At 63.3% G+C, this 16,915-nt stretch carries 16 protein-coding genes; 5 read left to right on the top strand and 11 right to left on the bottom strand.

Going from position 1 to position 16,915, the window contains the following annotated elements:
* Positions 1 to 42 precede the first annotated feature (42 nt).
* Complete coding sequence (locus HB860_RS01260) at positions 43 to 2,511, bottom strand: bifunctional aspartate kinase/homoserine dehydrogenase II (RefSeq protein ID WP_247625496.1); 2,469 nt, start codon at positions 2,509 to 2,511, stop codon at positions 43 to 45.
* A complete protein-coding gene (gene metB, locus HB860_RS01255) occupies positions 2,511 to 3,689 on the bottom strand; it encodes a cystathionine gamma-synthase (RefSeq protein ID WP_139433955.1) in 1,179 nt (392 codons plus the stop codon). Before metB ends, HB860_RS01260 begins: the two co-directional genes overlap by 1 nt.
* A gap of 223 nt (positions 3,690 to 3,912) precedes the next feature.
* On the opposite strand from metB, the gene metJ reads away from it, so the two are divergent.
* The 3 genes from metJ to HB860_RS01240 all read left to right on the top strand — a co-directional run bounded on the left by metJ (position 3,913) and on the right by HB860_RS01240 (position 5,441).
* Complete coding sequence (gene metJ / locus HB860_RS01250; protein WP_005327165.1) at positions 3,913 to 4,236, top strand: met regulon transcriptional regulator MetJ; 324 nt, start codon at positions 3,913 to 3,915, stop codon at positions 4,234 to 4,236.
* A 35-nt stretch (positions 4,237 to 4,271) separates the two neighbouring features.
* Positions 4,272 to 5,018 carry an AraC family transcriptional regulator gene (locus HB860_RS01245; RefSeq protein ID WP_247625597.1) on the top strand — a complete coding sequence of 249 codons (747 nt, stop codon included), beginning with the start codon at positions 4,272 to 4,274 and terminating at the stop codon, positions 5,016 to 5,018.
* An 84-nt stretch (positions 5,019 to 5,102) separates the two neighbouring features.
* Positions 5,103 to 5,441, top strand: coding sequence for a tRNA-binding protein (locus HB860_RS01240; RefSeq protein WP_247625495.1), 339 nt, complete (start codon positions 5,103 to 5,105; stop codon positions 5,439 to 5,441).
* Positions 5,442 to 5,513: 72 nt separating this feature from the next.
* Here HB860_RS01240 and HB860_RS01235 read toward each other — a convergent pair whose 3' ends face one another.
* From HB860_RS01235 to nudE, 3 genes are all read right to left on the bottom strand, one after another.
* Complete coding sequence (locus HB860_RS01235; protein ID WP_247625494.1) at positions 5,514 to 6,779, bottom strand: aromatic amino acid transport family protein; 1,266 nt, start codon at positions 6,777 to 6,779, stop codon at positions 5,514 to 5,516.
* A 412-nt stretch (positions 6,780 to 7,191) separates the two neighbouring features.
* Complete coding sequence (cysQ, locus tag HB860_RS01230; RefSeq protein WP_247625493.1) at positions 7,192 to 8,004, bottom strand: 3'(2'),5'-bisphosphate nucleotidase CysQ; 813 nt, start codon at positions 8,002 to 8,004, stop codon at positions 7,192 to 7,194.
* A gap of 41 nt (positions 8,005 to 8,045) precedes the next feature.
* Positions 8,046 to 8,654 carry an ADP compounds hydrolase NudE gene (gene nudE, locus HB860_RS01225; RefSeq protein ID WP_005327154.1) on the bottom strand — a complete coding sequence of 203 codons (609 nt, stop codon included), beginning with the start codon at positions 8,652 to 8,654 and terminating at the stop codon, positions 8,046 to 8,048.
* Positions 8,655 to 8,800: 146 nt separating this feature from the next.
* Between nudE and yrfG the strand changes: the two genes are divergently transcribed.
* A complete protein-coding gene (yrfG, locus tag HB860_RS01220; protein ID WP_139433952.1) occupies positions 8,801 to 9,469 on the top strand; it encodes a GMP/IMP nucleotidase in 669 nt (222 codons plus the stop codon).
* 100 nt (positions 9,470 to 9,569) lie between these two features.
* On the opposite strand, the gene tyrS is transcribed toward yrfG, so the two are convergent.
* Positions 9,570 to 10,838, bottom strand: a complete 1,269-nt coding sequence (gene tyrS, locus HB860_RS01215; protein ID WP_247625492.1) for a tyrosine--tRNA ligase — start codon at positions 10,836 to 10,838, stop codon at positions 9,570 to 9,572.
* 144 nt (positions 10,839 to 10,982) lie between these two features.
* Between tyrS and HB860_RS01210 the strand changes: the two genes are divergently transcribed.
* Positions 10,983 to 11,864 carry a helix-turn-helix transcriptional regulator gene (locus tag HB860_RS01210; protein WP_247625491.1) on the top strand — a complete coding sequence of 294 codons (882 nt, stop codon included), beginning with the start codon at positions 10,983 to 10,985 and terminating at the stop codon, positions 11,862 to 11,864.
* Positions 11,865 to 11,917: 53 nt separating this feature from the next.
* Here HB860_RS01210 and chbG read toward each other — a convergent pair whose 3' ends face one another.
* The 5 genes from chbG to HB860_RS01185 all read right to left on the bottom strand — a co-directional run bounded on the left by chbG (position 11,918) and on the right by HB860_RS01185 (position 16,887).
* The gene (gene chbG, locus HB860_RS01205) at positions 11,918 to 12,688 is read right to left on the bottom strand and encodes a chitin disaccharide deacetylase (protein ID WP_247625490.1); all 771 of its coding nucleotides are present in this window, start codon (positions 12,686 to 12,688) and stop codon (positions 11,918 to 11,920) included.
* Between the two features lie 48 nt (positions 12,689 to 12,736).
* Positions 12,737 to 14,083, bottom strand: a complete 1,347-nt coding sequence (locus HB860_RS01200; RefSeq protein WP_247625489.1) for a 6-phospho-beta-glucosidase — start codon at positions 14,081 to 14,083, stop codon at positions 12,737 to 12,739.
* 151 nt (positions 14,084 to 14,234) lie between these two features.
* The gene (gene chbR, locus HB860_RS01195; protein WP_247625488.1) at positions 14,235 to 15,062 is read right to left on the bottom strand and encodes a transcriptional regulator ChbR; all 828 of its coding nucleotides are present in this window, start codon (positions 15,060 to 15,062) and stop codon (positions 14,235 to 14,237) included.
* A 32-nt stretch (positions 15,063 to 15,094) separates the two neighbouring features.
* Positions 15,095 to 15,448: a PTS N,N'-diacetylchitobiose transporter subunit IIA gene (gene chbA / locus HB860_RS01190; protein ID WP_247625487.1), complete on the bottom strand. Its 354-nt coding sequence runs from the start codon at positions 15,446 to 15,448 to the stop codon at positions 15,095 to 15,097.
* A 56-nt stretch (positions 15,449 to 15,504) separates the two neighbouring features.
* Positions 15,505 to 16,887 carry a glycoside hydrolase family 1 protein gene (locus HB860_RS01185; RefSeq protein WP_247625486.1) on the bottom strand — a complete coding sequence of 461 codons (1,383 nt, stop codon included), beginning with the start codon at positions 16,885 to 16,887 and terminating at the stop codon, positions 15,505 to 15,507.
* Between the last annotated feature and the right edge of the window lie 28 nt (positions 16,888 to 16,915).

The following is a 16,915-nucleotide window of genomic DNA, read 5'->3' as shown; positions in this document are numbered from 1 at the left end:
AAGAGGCGCCCTTGGGCGCCTCTTCTTCATTGCTCTCAACCATTACAGGCTGGCGCAGATCTGCCACAAGTCGTACTGAATGGCGGCGGCCGTCACCTCGCGCCCCGCTCCCGGCCCCTGGATGACCAGGGGGTTGGTGCGATAGCTGTCGCTCTCGATGGCAAACACGTTGTCGCAGGGCAGGAGGTTGGCGAACGGATGGTGGGGCTCCAGGGTCTCCAGCCCGACCCGCGCCTTGCCGTCGTGCTCGAAACGGGCGACGTAGCGCAGCACCTTGCCGACCCGGCGTGCCCCCTCGAACGCGGTCTGGATGGGATCATCCAGCTCCTTGAGCCTGTCCATGAACTGATCCGTGCTCACCTTGCGCAGGGAGACGGGCACCAGGTTCTCCAGCTCGATGTCGGCGGAGTCGAGCTCGAAGCCCGCCTCCCGCGCCAGGATCAGCAGCTTGCGGCGCACGTCCTGACCGGAGAGATCCTCCCGGGGATCCGGCTCGGTCAGACCGTGCTGCCAGGCCTCGTCCACCAGCTCGGAGAAGGGGCGGCTGCCGTCATACTGCTGGAACAGCCAGGAGAGGGTGCCGGAGAAGATGCCGGAGACTCCCTGGATGCGATCCCCGCTCTGGCGCAGCATCTGGATGCTGGACTGGATGGGCAGCCCGGCCCCCACGGTGGCGTTGTAGCGCCACTGCACCTGGTGATCGCGGCAGCTCTGCTTGATGCGCTGGTAGAACTCGCTGTCGGCGGCGCCGGCAAACTTGTTGGCCGCTATGATGTGGCAGCCGAGCTGGGCGAAGTCCGGGTAGTAGCGGCTCACCGTCTCGCTGGCGGTCATGTCGAGGGCGATCAGGGAGTCAAAACCGTGCTGCTCCAGCTGGGAGAGCAGCTCCGGCCAGATAAGCGGCCTGGGGTTGAAGTTGTCGCGCACCTTGAGGGGATCCAGCCCCTCTTCATCCAGCAGTCCGCCCTTGGAGTCGAACACCCCGTAGAGAGTGAGCGCCAGATTGAGCTCGTGCTCGAGGCGCGCCTTCTCCCGGGCGTAGAGCGCCAGCCAGTGACCCCCTATGTTGCCCTTGCCGAACACCACCAGACCGACCCGGGTCGGGCGGCTGAACAGGGCGCTGTGCAGGGCGATGAGCAGGGGCTCCAGCACCACCTGGCGCAGCACGGCCACCAGGCTCAGGCCATCTCGGGCCACCTGGACGAACTCCAGGGGCTGATCCGCCAGCAGCTGGTAGAAGCGGTGACACTGCTCGGCGTTGTCGGTCACCCCTGCCCCCACCAGGGCCACCAGGCTGAACCCCTCCTTCTGGATGAGGCCGGTGAAGCTGCCCTGCAGCTGGAAGTCCCGCAGCACCTCGAAGGCCCCTTGCGCCACCTCCAGGGTGTAGGCCAGGCGCAGCACTCGCCGATCCGGCTGGCGCTGCAGGGTGAGCGGGTGGAGGCGATGGCGGGCCAGATGGGCCTCGATAGCCGCCACCGTCTGCTCATAACCGGTCTGGGGCAGCACCTTGAGCTCGATGAGGGCTATCTGATCCACCGAGGAGACGATGCGCGCCCCGCCGGAGCGCGGCGCCCGGCGCAGGATATGGGTGCAGCCCTCGTCCGGGTTGTAGCTGCAGCGCAGGGTGAGGCGCTGGCGGCTGTCGGCCACCGGCTGCAGGGTGCGGGAATGGAGCACGGAGGAGCCGAGGCGGGCCAGCTCGTTGGCCTCCGCCAGGCTCAGGCGCTCCAGCAGGCGCGCCTCCTTCACCCGGCGCGGATCGGCGCTGTAGACACCGGCCACGTCACTCCAGATGGTGGTGGACTCCCCGTCCGCCAGGGCGGCCAGCAGGCTGGCGCTGTAGTCGGAGCCGTTGCGGCCGAGCAGCAGGGAGCGTCCCTCCATGTCGGCGGCGATGAAACCGGTCACCACTATGCGGCCGGGGTGCTCCGCCAGGCGGGCCTTGAGCAGCTCGCTGGAGATGGCGGTATTGACCTTGACCAGGGCGCCATCCTCGGCGCGCAGGAAGCTGCGGGCGTCGAGCCAGATGGCCTTGTCGCCGCGGCTGCTGAGCAGGGCGGCCAGCAGACGCGCCGACCACACCTCGCCAAAGGCCAGCAGGCCGTTGCGCTCGAAGCGATCAAACTGCCCTTCCAGGGTCTTGGCGATCTGCTGCATGTCGTCGGTCAGCTGCTGGCTCAAGTCGAGCAGCAACTCCCCCTCCAGCAGGCCGTCGATCAGGCTCTGCTGGTAGGCGTGCAGGGCAGTGATGGCCTCCCCTGCGGCCTCGTCACCCGCCTCGGCCAGTTCCACCAGCTGGATCAGCCGGTTGGTGGTCTTGCCGGCGGCGGAGACCACCACCAGCTCCCTGCCCCCGCCCTGCTGCTCGGCCTGTTGTTCGAGAATGCTGGCGACCCGGCGATAGCAGACAGGATCTGCCAGGCTGCTGCCGCCAAACTTGTGCACATGACGCCGCTTCAAGGCTCTCTCTGCCGCCACCGCACTCTCTCCTTGCTGTTGCTGTTCCATTACTTCACCTGCTCTGCCTGTTGTGCCAACTGCGCCTGTTCAAAGCCTTGAGCCAGATCGGCCACCAGGTCTTCACCGTGTTCTATGCCCACCGAGAGGCGCAGCAACTGGGCGCTGATGCCCGCCGCCTGCTGCGCCGCCGGAGTCATGGCCCTGTGGGTCATGCTGGCCGGATGGGCCACCAGACTCTCCACCCCGCCGAGGGATTCCGCCACCGAGAAGAGGCGCAGCGCCGCGAGGAAGGCGCGCAGCCCCGTCTCGTTGCAATCGAGTTCAAAACTTAGCATGGCGCCGAAGCCGGACTGTTGACGGCGCGCAATCTCGTGGCCCGGGTGGCTCGGCAGGCTGGGATGATAGATTTTTTTGACCAGCGGCTGCTGCTGCAGGAAGGCCAGGATCCTGTCCGTATTCTCCTGATGGGCACGCAGGCGCGGCGCCAGGGTGCGCAGACCGCGCAGGGTGAGGTAGGAGTCGAAGGCGCCGGAGGTGAGCCCCAGACAGTTGGCCCACCACACCAGGGACTCGGCCAGCTCGGCCTCCTTGGCGATCGCGACCCCGCCCACCACGTCGGAGTGGCCGTTGATGTACTTGGTGGTCGAATGCACCACCACATCGGCACCCAGCGAGAGCGGCTGTTGCAGCAGCGGGGAGAGGAAGGTGTTGTCCACCACCACTTTGGCACCCACCTCATGGGAGGCGGCGGCGATGGCGGCCACGTCCACCACCCGCAGCAGCGGGTTGGAGGGGGTCTCTACCCACACCAGGGCCGGTTGCTGCGCCAGGGCCTCGGCGAGCGCCGCCTCGTCCCCCTGATCGACGAACTGCACCCGGTAGTGGCCCTTGGCCGCCAGGTACTCGAACAGGCGCCAGGTGCCGCCGTAGCAGTCGTGGGGGGCGATCAGCAGATCCCCCGCCTTGAGCAGGGCCGTGGTCACCAGGTGGACGGCTCCCATGCCGGTGCCGGTCACCACGGCGCCTGCGCCCCCTTCCAGGGCCGCCAGGGCGTCCGCCAGATTGGTGCGGGTCGGGTTGCCCGAGCGGGCATAATCGTATTGACGAGGCTCGCCAAAGTCGGCAAAGGTGTAGTTGCTGGAGAGGTAGATGGGGGGCACCACGGCACCGTGTTGTGTGTCTGTCTCAATCCCGGTGCGTACCGCCAGGGTGGCCTTGTGGGTCATGTCACTCTCCTTGATGTGTTGCCGGAGCCGGTCCGCCTCGTGGGTCGTCCTGCCCCGCTCTCATTTGCGCTGGCCGGAGTGCCGGCCCATGGTGCATCACACTACGCCACCTTAAAAAAGCCGTCAACACTTCTAGACGTCTAAATGGCTTTGCTGTTGGATTGCCATTGAGATCCTTAAGGGTTAAAATCCGCGCTCACGGCCAAACGAGAACAGGTGGAACATGGGTACAGAGTGGAACGGCGACTACGTCAGCCCCTATGCGGAGCACGGCAAGAAGAGCGAACAGGTCAAGAAGATTACCGTCTCGATCCCGCTCAAGGTGCTGAAGGTGTTGACCGATGAGCGCACCCGTCGCCAGGTGAACAACCTGCGTCATGCGACCAACAGCGAGCTGCTCTGTGAGGCCTTCCTGCACGCATTCACCGGTCAGCCGCTGCCCTGTGACGACGATCTGCGCAAGGACCATCCGGACAGCGTCCCCGCCGAGGCCCGCGCCATCATGGAGGCGCTCGGCAAAGAGATCGAAGATTTCGACGCCGAGTAATCCGGTGGCCCATGGCACATAATCCCCCCTCTTCGATGACGCGGCCCGGTGCCGCGTCATCTCTATCCGCCCCCTGCCCGTTCAGCCTGCGCCGCTACCAGAGCGACATCAGCAGCCACAGCCACGACTTCGCCCAGCTGGTGATCCCCCTGGACGGTCCCCTCGAGATCGAGGTGCAGGGCCAGGGTCGCCGCCTCGCCCCTGGCTTTGCCTGCGTCATCGCCCCCGGTCTTCGCCACGACTACGCCGCCGACCCGGCGCTCTCCTTCCTGGTGCAGGAGAGCCACTGGCTGCCCGAGGCCCTTGGCGAGCGCCCCTTCATCCCCCTGGACGAGCCCCAGCGCCACTACCTCGCCTTCCTCCATCAGATGGTGCGCCAGGGTCGCCATGTGGCCGGCATGGAGCAGGTCTGGCTGGGCCTCCTGGCCCAGGGTCAGGGCATGGGCCCCACCCTGGCCCCCCGCATGACAAGAGTGCAGCGCCATATCGAGGCCCACCTCGCCGAGCCCCTTGGCAACGAGCGGCTCGCCGCTGTTGCCTGCCTCGGCCAGAGCCAGTTCAAGCACGCCTTTCGCCAGCAGTTCGGCATGAGCGCCTCCCACTACATCCGCGGGCGGCGCATGGCGCTGGCACGTACCCTGCTGGCTCACAGTGCCCTGCCCATATGCGAGGTGGCCAACCGCTGCGGCTATCAGGATCAGGGCGCCTTCGCCGAGCGTTTCCTGGCCGAGACGGGCCTCACCCCCTCCCGCTGGCGCCAGCAAAACGGCCCGCAGCCATAACAGTCCGGCTCCTTGCCGAAGACAGGGGCTGCCGTTTCGAGGCATGCTGGGGTCAATGCAAGGTGTGTGAAAGGAGGAGCCAAGATGCAGACCATAAGCTGGCAGCAGTTCGAGATGGTGGAGCTGAGAGTGGGCACCCTGGTGCGGGTCGAGCCCTTCCCCGAGGCGCGCAAGCCCGCCTACAAGGTATGGGCGGATTTCGGCCCCGAGCTCGGGGTGCGCAAGAGCAGCGCCCAGATAACGGATCTCTATCGGCCGGAGGATCTGGTGGGGCGCCAGATCGTCGCCGTGGTGAACTTCCCGACCAAGCAGATAGGCCCCATCCAGTCGGAGTTTCTGCTGACCGGCTTCTACCGGGCCGATGGCGCCGTGGTGATGGCCATCCCGGAGCAGGCGGTGGAGAACGGCGCCAAGCTGGGTTGAGGTACTGTGCCCCATGAAAAAGAGAGAGGCGACCCCGGGGTCGCCTCTCTCTTTTTAGCCACCGCGCCGCTGTTACTTCAGCAGGCTGAAGAGCAGGGCCGAGACCGAGAGCGAACCGGTCAGCAGGATGAAGCCGTTCACCCAACCCTGACGGAAGCGGGCCAGCGCCTCCACCCTGTAGATGGCCACCACCGGCATGATGAAGAGGATCATGGCGATGACGGGACCGGAGAGGGTCTCCATCAGGCCGAGGATGCCGGGGTTGATGACAGCCGCCCCCCAGATGGCGAAGAACATCAGGGCGATGCCGAGCCGGTCCGCCTTGGCCAGCGACAGCCCTGTGGGCTTGGCGATCAGGCTTTTCAGGCTCTCCCGGGCGCCGAGGAAGTGGCCGAGGAAGGAGGAGCTGATGGCGATGAAGGCGATGAGCGGCCCCAGGGTCACTATCACAGGGTTGTCTGTGATGTTGGCAAGATAGGAGAGCACGGAGACGTTCTGGACCTTGGCCTCGGCCAGCTGGGTCGGGGAGAGGCTCAGCACGCAGGAGAAGACGAAGAAGAGCACGAAGCCCACCAGCATAACGGTGGTGTTGCGCAGGATCAGGCCGCTCTTGGCTTCGGCCTGCTCGCCATATTCCCGGCGCTGCACGTTGGCAAAGCCGGAGATGGCGGCGGCGTGGCTGAAGGCGAACACTGTGACCGGCAGCGCCAGCCAGACGGTGTTGAAGAAGCTGGCCCCCTCGAACGCGGTCGCTTCCGGCCAGTGCCACTGGGGAATCAGGTAGCAGGAGAGCGCCGCCAGAATGGCCGCCAGCGGGTAGACCATGAAGGCAAAGGCCCGCAGCATCGCCTTCTCCCCCGCCATCATCACGGCGATCATGGCGAACACCAGCAGGCCGGAGAGCATCACCCGGTTCGGGGCATCCATGCCGAGCTGGTTGATCATGAAGCTCTCCACCGTATTGGTCAGCCCGACCCCGTAGATGAGCAGGATAGGGAAGATGGAGAGGAAGTAGAGCGCCGAGATGAGGCGACCGGCCATCTTGCCGAAGTGCTCCTCCGCCACCTCGGTGAAGTCGGCGTGGGGGCGCGACGAGGAGAGCACGAAGCGCGCCAGCCCGCGGTGGGCCAGGAAGGTCATGGGGCCCGCCAGCACGGCGACGATGACCAGGGGCCAGATGCCCCCCAGACCCAGGTTGATGGGCAGGAAGAGGATGCCGGCGCCGACCGCGGTGCCAAACAGGCTGATGACCCAGTGGGTATCGTGACGACGCCAGCCAGTGCGGCTGATGGATGGGGAACCGGATAGCTCCCGGGTGACCTCTGCAGATGAACTCATTGATAAACCACTTATATATAGTATTAAAATCTAAAAAGATTGTGCTCCTTTAGCATTTAATTCTCAAAAAGCGGCATTGGCAGATCTCACTGGCAAAGTCAGGTTCAGCCAGTGAGATTGGGTGGCATTTCCAGTCCGCCCTGTTCGGTTAAACCTTTAAATAGCGAATAACACGAAATATAAAACTAAAATATAACCACTGGTCGATTTTTTATTTCGACCAATGCGAAGTTTTCAGAATTACCTGAAAATAGATGCCAGCACTTTGGGTTTGATTGTGATGATCCACTACAGCAATCCATTTAAGTAGCGAATACACCTGAATATGCCGCGCCAAGCCAGCAGATCACACCAGGCAATCAGGCGGCCACGGGGCCGCCTGATTGGATGAACTGGCTACATTTCAACCGGCTCAGTGAGTCAGGATCTTGCCCCAGGCGAGCTCCGGGTCCCCCATCACGATGAAGTCAGGGTTCTCCAGCGACTCCGTTTCGTTGTAGCTGAGCGGCTGCAACGCCAGGCTGAGGATGCGCCCCCCCGCCGCCTCGACGATGCACTGGGCGGCGGCGGTGTCCCACTCGCCGGTGGGGCCGAGCCGCACATAGCAGTCTGCTGCCCCTTCCGCCACCAGGCAGGACTTGAGGGAGCTGGAGCCAAGCGGGATCAGCTCGTAGTTGATGGCCGGGTTGAGGCGGCGGGTCAGGTTCTCCAGCTTCTGGCGGCGGCTGATGGCCACCACCAGGGAGTCGGGCTGGTCGTGCTCGTGGTGCATGGCGCTGATGGGGTACACCTCGCCATTCACCTCCTTGAAGGCGCCGTGGCCGCGCACCGCCCAGTAGAGCACGTCGGCCTCGGGGGCATAGATGACCCCGAGCACCGGGACATTGTCCCGCACCAGGGCGATCAGGGTGGCGAAGTCACCGCTGCCGGCGATGAACTCGCCGGTGCCGTCGAGGGGGTCCACCAGCCAGTATTGCCGCCAGTTGGCACGCTGGCTGAAGGGCACATCGGCCGCCTCTTCGGTCAGCACGGGCACATGGGGGGTGAGCGCCGACAGCGCCTGCTTGAGGTAGGCATCGGCAGCAAGATCGGCACTGGTGACCGGGGTCGCATCCTCCTTCAGCTGACGCTCGAACTGACCGCCGTGATAGATTTCGTGAAGGATCCGTCCCGCTTCGCGGGCTATCTCCTTGACCCCAGGTATCCAGGCCAACAACTCCTGCATCTTGTTATCCTCTGTTTTTATTACCTTTACCCAGGCTTGGGCTAGCTTTCCTGCTCCGCCAGCCATTTGCTGGCCAGCAGCAGGGCACTGATGCTGCGCGACTCGGTGAAGTCAGGTCGCGCCAGCAATTCGTCGATGCGATTGAGGGGCCAGGGGATCACCTCGAGGGGCTCGGGCTCGTCGCCCACCCGCTGCTCGGGGTAGAGATCCCGCGCCAGCAGTATGTCCATCCGGCTGGAAAAATAGCCGGGGGCCAGGGAGACCTGCTTGAGGGGGATCAGGTCACGGGCCCCGAAGCCCGCCTCCTCCATCAGCTCCCGGTTGCCCGCCTCGAAGGCATCTTCGCCCGGATCGATCAGCCCCTTGGGGAAGCCCAGCTCATAGGAGTGAGTGCCCGCCGCGTATTCGCGCACCAGCAGCAGGGTGTGGGCATCGAACAGGGGCACCACCATGACGGCACCCCGGTTGCCGCCGCGCATCCGCTCGTAGACCCGCTCCTCCCCGTTGCTGAATTTCAGGTGCAGGGATTCCACCTTGAACAGCCGGCTCTCGGCCACCAGTTCGGCCTTGATGATCTCCGGCTTGCGCTTGTCGTGGGCCATGGCCTCGACGCGGACGTGTTCGGGTTTGCACTTGTGGGGGTCACTCATCTGGGCTGACTGCTCGTTAAAAAAGAGTGCTTCAAGAGTAAACGACTCCCCGAGGGAACACCACGGGGCAAGGGCCGGAAAGGTGCCTGAAAAATCCGTTATAATGCCCCCCGTTTTCCCCACCCAGTCCGACACAAAGAGGCCCCATGCCCACCCCACTGCCCTGGCACCAGATAGACACAGTTCTGCTCGACATGGATGGCACCCTGATCGACCTTCATTTTGACAGCCACCTCTGGCAGCAGCTGGTGCCCGAGCGCTACGCCGCGCGCCTCGGCCTGCCGCTGGCCGACGCCAAGGCGCAGATCGATGCCCACTATCAGGCGGTCAGCGGTACCCTCGACTGGTACTGCGTCGATTACTGGAGCCGGACCCTCGGGCTCGACATCCGCGCCCTCAAGCAGGAGATACTGGACAAGATCCAGTGGCGGCCCCACGTCATCCCCTTCCTGGCCGCCCTGCGGGCGGCGGGCAAGCAGCTGGTGCTCTTCACCAATGCCCACCCCGCCAGCCTGTCGGTCAAGGATGCGCACCTCGATCTCGCCAGCCACCTGGATCTCATGGTGAGCACCCATGAGCTCGGCTGGTCGAAGGAGAGCCAGCACTGCTGGCAGGCGCTGGCAGAACGACTGGCATTCGATCCGGCCCGCACCCTGTTCGTCGATGACAGCGAGCGGATCCTGCGCGCCGCCGCCGACTACGGCATCGGTTATCAGCTCGCCATCCAGAACCCGGACAGTCGCCAGCCTGAGCAGCAGATTACCGCCTTCCCGGCGATCCGCGACTACGCCGAGTTATTGCCGCTGGCCGTGTGAATCGGCATTTTGCGCATCAATGGGGAAGCCACAGACCCCATGAGCAAGCGGACAAACAGAAGGGCTGCCTGGCAGCCCTTGCTCCTTGGGATCGGGCGTACTAGTCCACCCACTCCACCAGCCGGTACTGCTTCTTGCCCCGGCGCAGCAGCAGGTAGCGACCAAACAGCCGATCCGCCGCACTGAGCCATTCATCCTGTCTGATGGTGCCGTTGAGGCTGATGGCGCCCGCCCCCAGCAGCTCGCGGGCAACCCGCTTCGAACTCGCCAGACCGCTCTCCACCAGCAGGGTCACCAGATCCGCTTCCTTCTCGATACGGCAGCTCGGCATGCCATCCTGCGCCAACTGGGCGAGATCCCCCTCCCCGAGCCGAGCCACGTCGCCGCAAAACAGCAGCTCGCCGATGCGCCGCGCCGCCGCCAGAGCCCCCTTGCCGTGCACCAGTTCGGTCAACTCGTCCGCCAGCACCTGCTGGGCCTGCTTGCGCCCCTGCCGACCCGCATCTTCGACTTCCAGCGCCCTGATGGCCGCCAGCGGCATAAAGCTGTAGTAGCGCAGGAAGCGGTAGACATCCTCGTCCGCCGTGCCGAGCCAGAACTGATGGAAGGCGTAGGGCGAGGTGAGCGCCGGATCCAGCCAGATGGCGCCCCCTTCCGTCTTGCCGAACTTGGTGCCATCCGCCTTGGTGATGAGGGGCAGCGTCATGCCGTGCACCTGGGCCTGATGCAGTCGCCGGGTGAGATCCATGCCGCTGGTGATGTTGCCCCATTGATCGTTGCCGCCGATCTGCAGGGTGCAGCCGAGACGTTGGTTGAGCACGGCGAAGTCCTGGGATTGCAGCAGGGCGTAGGAGAACTCGGTAAAGGAGATCCCCTGATCCGGGCGAGCCAGCCGCTGGCGCACCGATTCCCGCGCCAGCATGGCGTTGACCGAGAAGTGCTTGCCGATGTCCCGCAGAAAATCGAGGGCGGACATCTGCCCCATCCAGTCGGCATTGTTGACCAGCACAGGGGCCGCCAGACCCTCGCTCGCCGGCAACAGCGCCCGGATCTGGGTCGACAGGCTGGCCACCCAGCCCTGCACGGTTTCGCTGCTGTTCAGGCTGCGCTCGGTCGCCTTGAAGCTGGGATCGCCGATGAGGCCGGTGGCGCCCCCCACCAGGGCCACCGGGGTGTGGCCAGCGAGCTGGAAGCGGCGCAGCATCAAGAGCGGCACCAGATGGCCTATGTGCAGGCTGCCGGCGGTGGGATCGAAGCCGCAGTAGAGGGTGCGCGGCGTGGCGAGATGGTCGGCCAGCGCCGCCGGGTCGGACATCTGGGCCACCAGGCCGCGCTCGGTAAGGTCAGTGAGCAAATGGGGGTCGATCATGGGGTCTCCAACAGCAGGGGAAAGTCGCCATACTCGCCCCTATGACTCGGGGCGGATATGTCCCCCAGGGGACAGTTTTGCCACTCTCGTGCTAGCATCCCGCCCATATCGGGGTGCTTTCCCCGCCAGCCGGAGCCCGTCGCCATGAGCCAGCCCCTCGCCACAGACTCGCTGACCCAGGGTCTGACCGCCGTCGTCGATGCCCTGCACAGCCCGGCCTTTGCGGCGGCCCTGGTGCGCCTCATCCAGCAGCAGGTGGCGTTCGACTGCGCCCTGCTGCTCGGGGTGGGGCAGCGCCCGGTCTACCTCCATGACAACCTGAGCCACCAGCGGGCCCTGCTGTTTGATCGCTACCTCACCAGCCACTTCAGCCAGGATCCCTTTATGCAGGCCCTGGAACAGGGTCTGGGGGCCGGAGTATGGACCCTGGCGCAGGTGTCCAAGGGGCGGCTCGATCCCGAATACCGCCACCACTTCTATCAGGCCACCGGCTGGCAGGAGGAGGTGGGGCTGATCCTGCCGGTGCGCGGCGGTCTCACCCTGATGCTGTTTCTGGGTCGCCTCGACAAGCGCCAGAGCCTTCGTCCACAGGAGCGGGCCAGGCTGGAAGCCTTGTTCCCCCTGGTGCACTCCCTGTGCCGCCAGCAGTGGAGCCAAAGCCAGCCACTGCTGGCCCAGAGCGCGGCGACGAGAGCCACGGATGGTGCTGCGAAAAGTGCAGCCAAGAGTACGGCAAAGGATGGGGTGCAAGGCGTAGCGGCCAGCCTGGACGGCGCCAGCCTCAAGGCCGCAGTGGAGCAGGCGATGAGCAGCGTGGGCGGAGACAGGCTCACCCGCCGGGAGCGGCAGGTGGCGAGCCTGCTGCTGCAGGGGCTGGACACCGAGGGAATCGCCGCCGAACTCGGCATCGGCAGCGGCACCGTGAAGAATCACCGCAAGCACCTCTACGGCAAGCTGCGGCTCGGCTCCCGGGCCGAGCTGTTCAGCCTCTTTCTCAACCACCTCATCACCACATCGACGAGCTAGCGCCCCACCATAGGCCTGAGCCCATCACAGTACAGCCCTGCCACCTTGGTGATTCAAGATGGCTGCCACCCCTGGTAGCTGGTGAGGCAATAGCCTCTCGCCGCGATCAACTCAGGCAAGGCCGGATCGGTGAGGATGGCAAGCTCGGTGAGCCTGGGTTGGTGATAAGCGCTGCGCTGCACCTCGAGATCGATAAAGGCGGGGTGGCACATGATCTCCAGGGAGCTGACCCCCTGTTCATTAGCGTCATCCAGCAGTTGCAGCAACAGCTCCCGGGTGAGTGACTCACCATAGAAGCGGCTGTCAAAGCGCTGGCAACTGAGCTCATGGTTGACGGTCAGGCCGTGACGGCGCACCTCCTCCCGATCGATGCGCATAGGGATGCCCTGCTGGCGGGCAAAGGCTTCCACCAGCGGATAGAGGCTCGGCAGCATATGCACATGGTGATGGCTGTCGATGTGGCTGGGCGAGCGGCCAAACAGGGCGATGAAACGATCGAACTGCTGCCTGAGCTCTTCCATGATTTCCCTTGCGACCAGCAGGCCCTGCTCGCTTTTTTGCCAGATGCTCTTGTCCAGTTCCCCCCGGACATTGACCAGGCAGGAGAGAGGAGAGAGCGGCTTGCCCCAAGTGAGCACGAAGTGCAGCCCGATGGGCAAGTCCGGGAAGCGCTTGGCCAGCCAGGCCGCATGCGCTATGGCCGGGGAATTGACCATGGCAGTGGTCGAGCTGACCACCCCATGCTCGAAGGCCTCCACTATGCCGTAGCTCTGGGCAGGGCAGAGACCAAAGTCGTCGGCGTTGATAATCAATCTTTTATGCATCTCTATCTCCTGTATTGCCCCGCCGATGATCAACGGGGCCCGGTGTTATCAGGCGAGATCCGCAATGGCGGCGGCAAACTTGGGCAAGTGCTCGCGGTGTGCCAGCAGCAGCTCCTGGGCAACGGTTTTTGCCTCGTTGTCCGAATGGATCAACGGATTGAGGTTCATGGCCAGCAGCAGGTCATCGAAGGAGCCGCTCAAGGCTGCCTGGGAGGCGGCAATCTCGAAGCTCTTGATGAGGTGAATGAGCCCGTTGACCTTGTCGTCGAAACGGGTGAGGCGCGGGTGAGGAATGGCACCATCACGACCCACCAGGCAGGTCATCTCGACAGTCCAGTCGGCCGGAATGTTGGTGACATGGCCATGGTGGGGGATGATCACATACTGTTCGCTGCGCTTGTCGTTATGGATGGCGCTGATCACCTCGCAGGCCGCATCCGAGTAGTAGGCGCCACCGCGCAGCTCCAGCTCCTTGGGCTTTTCGTCGAGTTCTGGGTTCTGGTAGAGCTCAAACAGCGTTTTCTCGACTTGTCGCACCACCTGGGCCCGGGCGCCGCCCTTGTAGAACTCGCCCATCTCGATCCCCAGCATCTCTTTCTCTTTGAAGTAGTAACGCAGGTAGGAGCAGGGCAACAGGCGCAGTCCGCGCATCAGGCTCGCATCGAAGGGCAGATCGAAGATGTTCTTGACCGAGCTGGAACTGGTGAGGCTGCCGTCTATCACCCCCTCGAGCAGTTCATCGAAACGCGATACCCCATTGACCAGCACGTCGCCGATGAACACCAGGTGATTGAGGCCGAAAATGTCGATGGAGAGGACGTCTTCTGCGGTGACCTTGAGGGCGTCGCGCACAAACATCTGCATGCCGACCGGAATGTTGCACACCCCGATGAAGCGGCGGAACTGGGTGTGGCGATGCACGGCTTCAGTCACCATGCCAGCCGGATTGGTGAAGTTGATGAGCCAGGCATCCGGGCAGATCTCTTCCACGTCGCGGATGATGTCGAAGATGACGGGGATGGTGCGCAGCCCCTTGAACAGGCCGCCCGCGCCATTGGTCTCCTGGCCCAGCAGACCGTGGCTGAGGGGAATGCGCTCGTCTTTTTCCCGGGCTTGCAACTGGCCGACCCGCAGCTGGGTGGTGACGAAGCTGGCGCCTTGCAGCGCGGCGCGGCGATCCAACGTCTTGTGCAGCGTCATGGGGATGCCGGCTTTCTGGATCATGCGCTGGCAAAGGTCGAAAATGATGTCCAGTTTCTCCTGACCTTCGGGGACATCGACCAGCCACAGCTCGTCGATTGGCAGCTCGGCGTAGCGTTTGATGAAGCCATCGACCAGCTCCGGGGTATAGCTGCTGCCACCACCTATGGTGACCACTTTAAGCTTCTTGTTCATAAGCACCTCTTCATCATTCTCAAATTGGGTTGAATAAGGGGCAGCCCTGCATCGGGGGTGCAGCGGGCCGCAGCCACCTGTGGCAGGGGCCGGTCAATCTGGGTCAGCGGTTTTGCCGCACATGGTTTTTAAAAAATACGGCTCGCCAATCTCAGGCCGGGGTTTCAAATTTCGGATAGAGATATTTTCGGTAACTGCCCGGGGTAAAGGAGGTCAACTTCTTGAAGTTTTTGATAAAGAGGCTGACATCGTTGTAGCCGGTCTCGAAGGCAATGTCGGCCACAGAGTCGTTGGTGACTTCCAGCTGCATCTTGGCGTAGTTGACCCGGATCTCGTTGATGATCTGCATCGGCGTCTTGTTGTAGTAACGCCGGGTGGCACGGGTCAGGTACTCCTGGCTCTTGCCGGAGAGATGGATCAGATTGGCCAGGGCATCGTCGGCAAACAACGAACGATCGTGCATGCGCTCTACCGCCTCATGGAGCCAGAGTGGAAGATCCTCGCTGGCTGAGGCGTCCTTGTAGTGACGCAGCCGGTTCATCACCGAGTAGGTCACCACTTCGAGAAATTCGGTCAGCGCCTCTTCCCGAAAGCCGGGAGAAACCAGTACCGACTCGATATAACTCAGGAATTCATGCTTGAGCGGATAGGCCTGGGACGCCACGAAGTGTTCCGGCAGCAGGTACTTGAAGTGCTCGTCAAAGTAGCTGCGGCTGATCCCGACGTTGAAGATCCGGGTGGTACCGAACTCGTAGAAGCTCTGATGGGATGAGCCCAGCGGAATGAACACCAGATCGCCGCGCTCGAGCAGTACCCGCTTGCCGTTGACCTCCTGATAGTAACGGCCGGTCAACACCAGGGTGAATTCGTAATAGTCGTGCTGATGCAAACCGGTACCGCTCACCTGCTTGTTGTAGATGAACATGTGAAAGGGTCTGTTGTTGAACAGCTCGTTTTCCCGGATGGTCTTGACGCTCATTATTCGCCCCCTATGGCTGGCCGATGCCGCTGTTATTTGCCGAGCAGTTTTTCGTGCACGTCGATGAGCTCGTTGATCAGCTCCCGTGCCAGCATGGAGGTCATCAGGTGATCCTGGGCATGAACCAGTACCAGAGTAACCGGCACCTTGCCCTCGCCCTGATCGCTCTCAATCAGCTGGGTCTGCACCAGGTGGGCGGCGTTGAGGGCCTCGCGGGATTGGGTCATCAGCAGGCGGGCGGTGGCTATGTCGCCCTCCTTGGCCTTCTTCAGGGCGCTGTAGGCCAGGCTGCGTGCCTGCCCCGAGTTGATGATGAGTCCCATCACCACCTCCTCCATGTCATCGCGAGTCGTGGTCTCTGCCTCTATGTTGTCCATATCGAACATCTCTTTATCCCCTTGATTACAGCTAGTTAATTGAAAGCGGTTTACTGGAATCCCACTTAATTGAAACCATGGTTGCGTGCCACCTCGGCAAACCAATAGCCGCTTTTCTTGATGGTGCGGGTCTGGCTGTCAAGATCCAGCCGGATCAAGCCATAGCGGTTCTTGTAGGCATTGAGCCAGGACCAGTTGTCGATGAAGGTCCAGAGGTGATAACCGCAGCAGGCGCTACCCTCTTGCAGGCCGCGATGCAGCCACTCGAGATGACCACGAATGAAGTCGATGCGGTAGTCATCCTCTACCCGCCCTTCGGACCCGATGAAGCGATCTTCTCCCTCGACGCCCATGCCATTTTCCGAGATGTAGCAGCGGGGGTTGCCATAGCCCAGACGTAGCTCGGTGAGGATGTCGTAGATCCCTTTCTCATAGATCTCCCAGCCCCGGTGCGGGTTCATCTTGCGCCCCGGCATCTCATAGAAATCGAACAGATCTTCGGGAGTGCGCGGCGCCCCCGAGCAGGCTTGATCCTTGGCCTTGACTCGCCGTGGCTGGTAGTAGTTGATCCCCAGCCAATCCACCCGTCCGGCACTGAGTAGCGCCTTGTCACCGGCGTCCACCGCAGGCAGTAGATCATGCTGGCGCAGCAGGGCGACCAGCTCGGGGTCATAGCCCCCTTTCAGGGCCGGATCGAGGAAGCTCTTGTTGAGCAGCAAGTCGGCCCAGCGCGCCGCCTGGCGATCTGCCGCCGAATCGGAGCGGGGGTAGGTGGGGCTCAGGTTCAGGATGATGCCAATCTCGCCGCTGGCACGGGCATCGCGAAAGGCCTTGACCGCACCGGCGTGGGCCAGGGCTGTGTGATAGGCGACCGTTACGGCGCGGCGAAAATCCACCACACAGGGGTAGTGGAAGTGGCCGAGGTAACCACACTCGACCGGCACTATGGGTTCGTTGAAGGTAAACCAGTGCTTGATCCGTGAGCCGAACAGTTCGAAGCACAGGCTGGCGTAACGCACATAGGCCGCTACCACGTCCCGGCTCTCCCAACCGCCTAGCTCCTGCATGCACAGCGGCATGTCGAAGTGGTAGAGATTGATGAAGGGGGTGATCCCCTCGGCCAGCAAGCGGTCAAATACGGCATGGTAGAAAGCGACAGCCTGTTGATTGACCTCGCCCGTCCCGTCCGGGATCAGTCGGGACCAGGAGATGGAAGTACGAAAACTGTTGTGATTGAGCTGCTTGAGCAGTGCGATGTCGCTCTCGAAACGATCATAGAAGGTCGAGGCTTGCGCCGGGCCTATGCCCTGGTGGAAGCGCGTCGGCTCAATGGCGTGCCAGTAGTCAAAGATGTTGTCGGACTTGCCATCTCGGCTGGAGGCTCCCTCCGTCTGGGGCGCCGAGCTGGCGCTGCCCCACCAAAAATCGTCCGCAAAGCGATACGTCATCTTCTTCTCCTTCGGCTTGAAGAGGGAG

The sequence above is a fragment of the Aeromonas genomosp. paramedia genome (genome assembly GCF_023093515.1).
In the GTDB taxonomy this organism is placed as follows: Bacteria; Pseudomonadota; Gammaproteobacteria; order Enterobacterales; family Aeromonadaceae; genus Aeromonas.
Note: the sequence above shows the minus strand (reverse complement) of the source record. Positions and strands in the feature narration are given on the sequence as shown.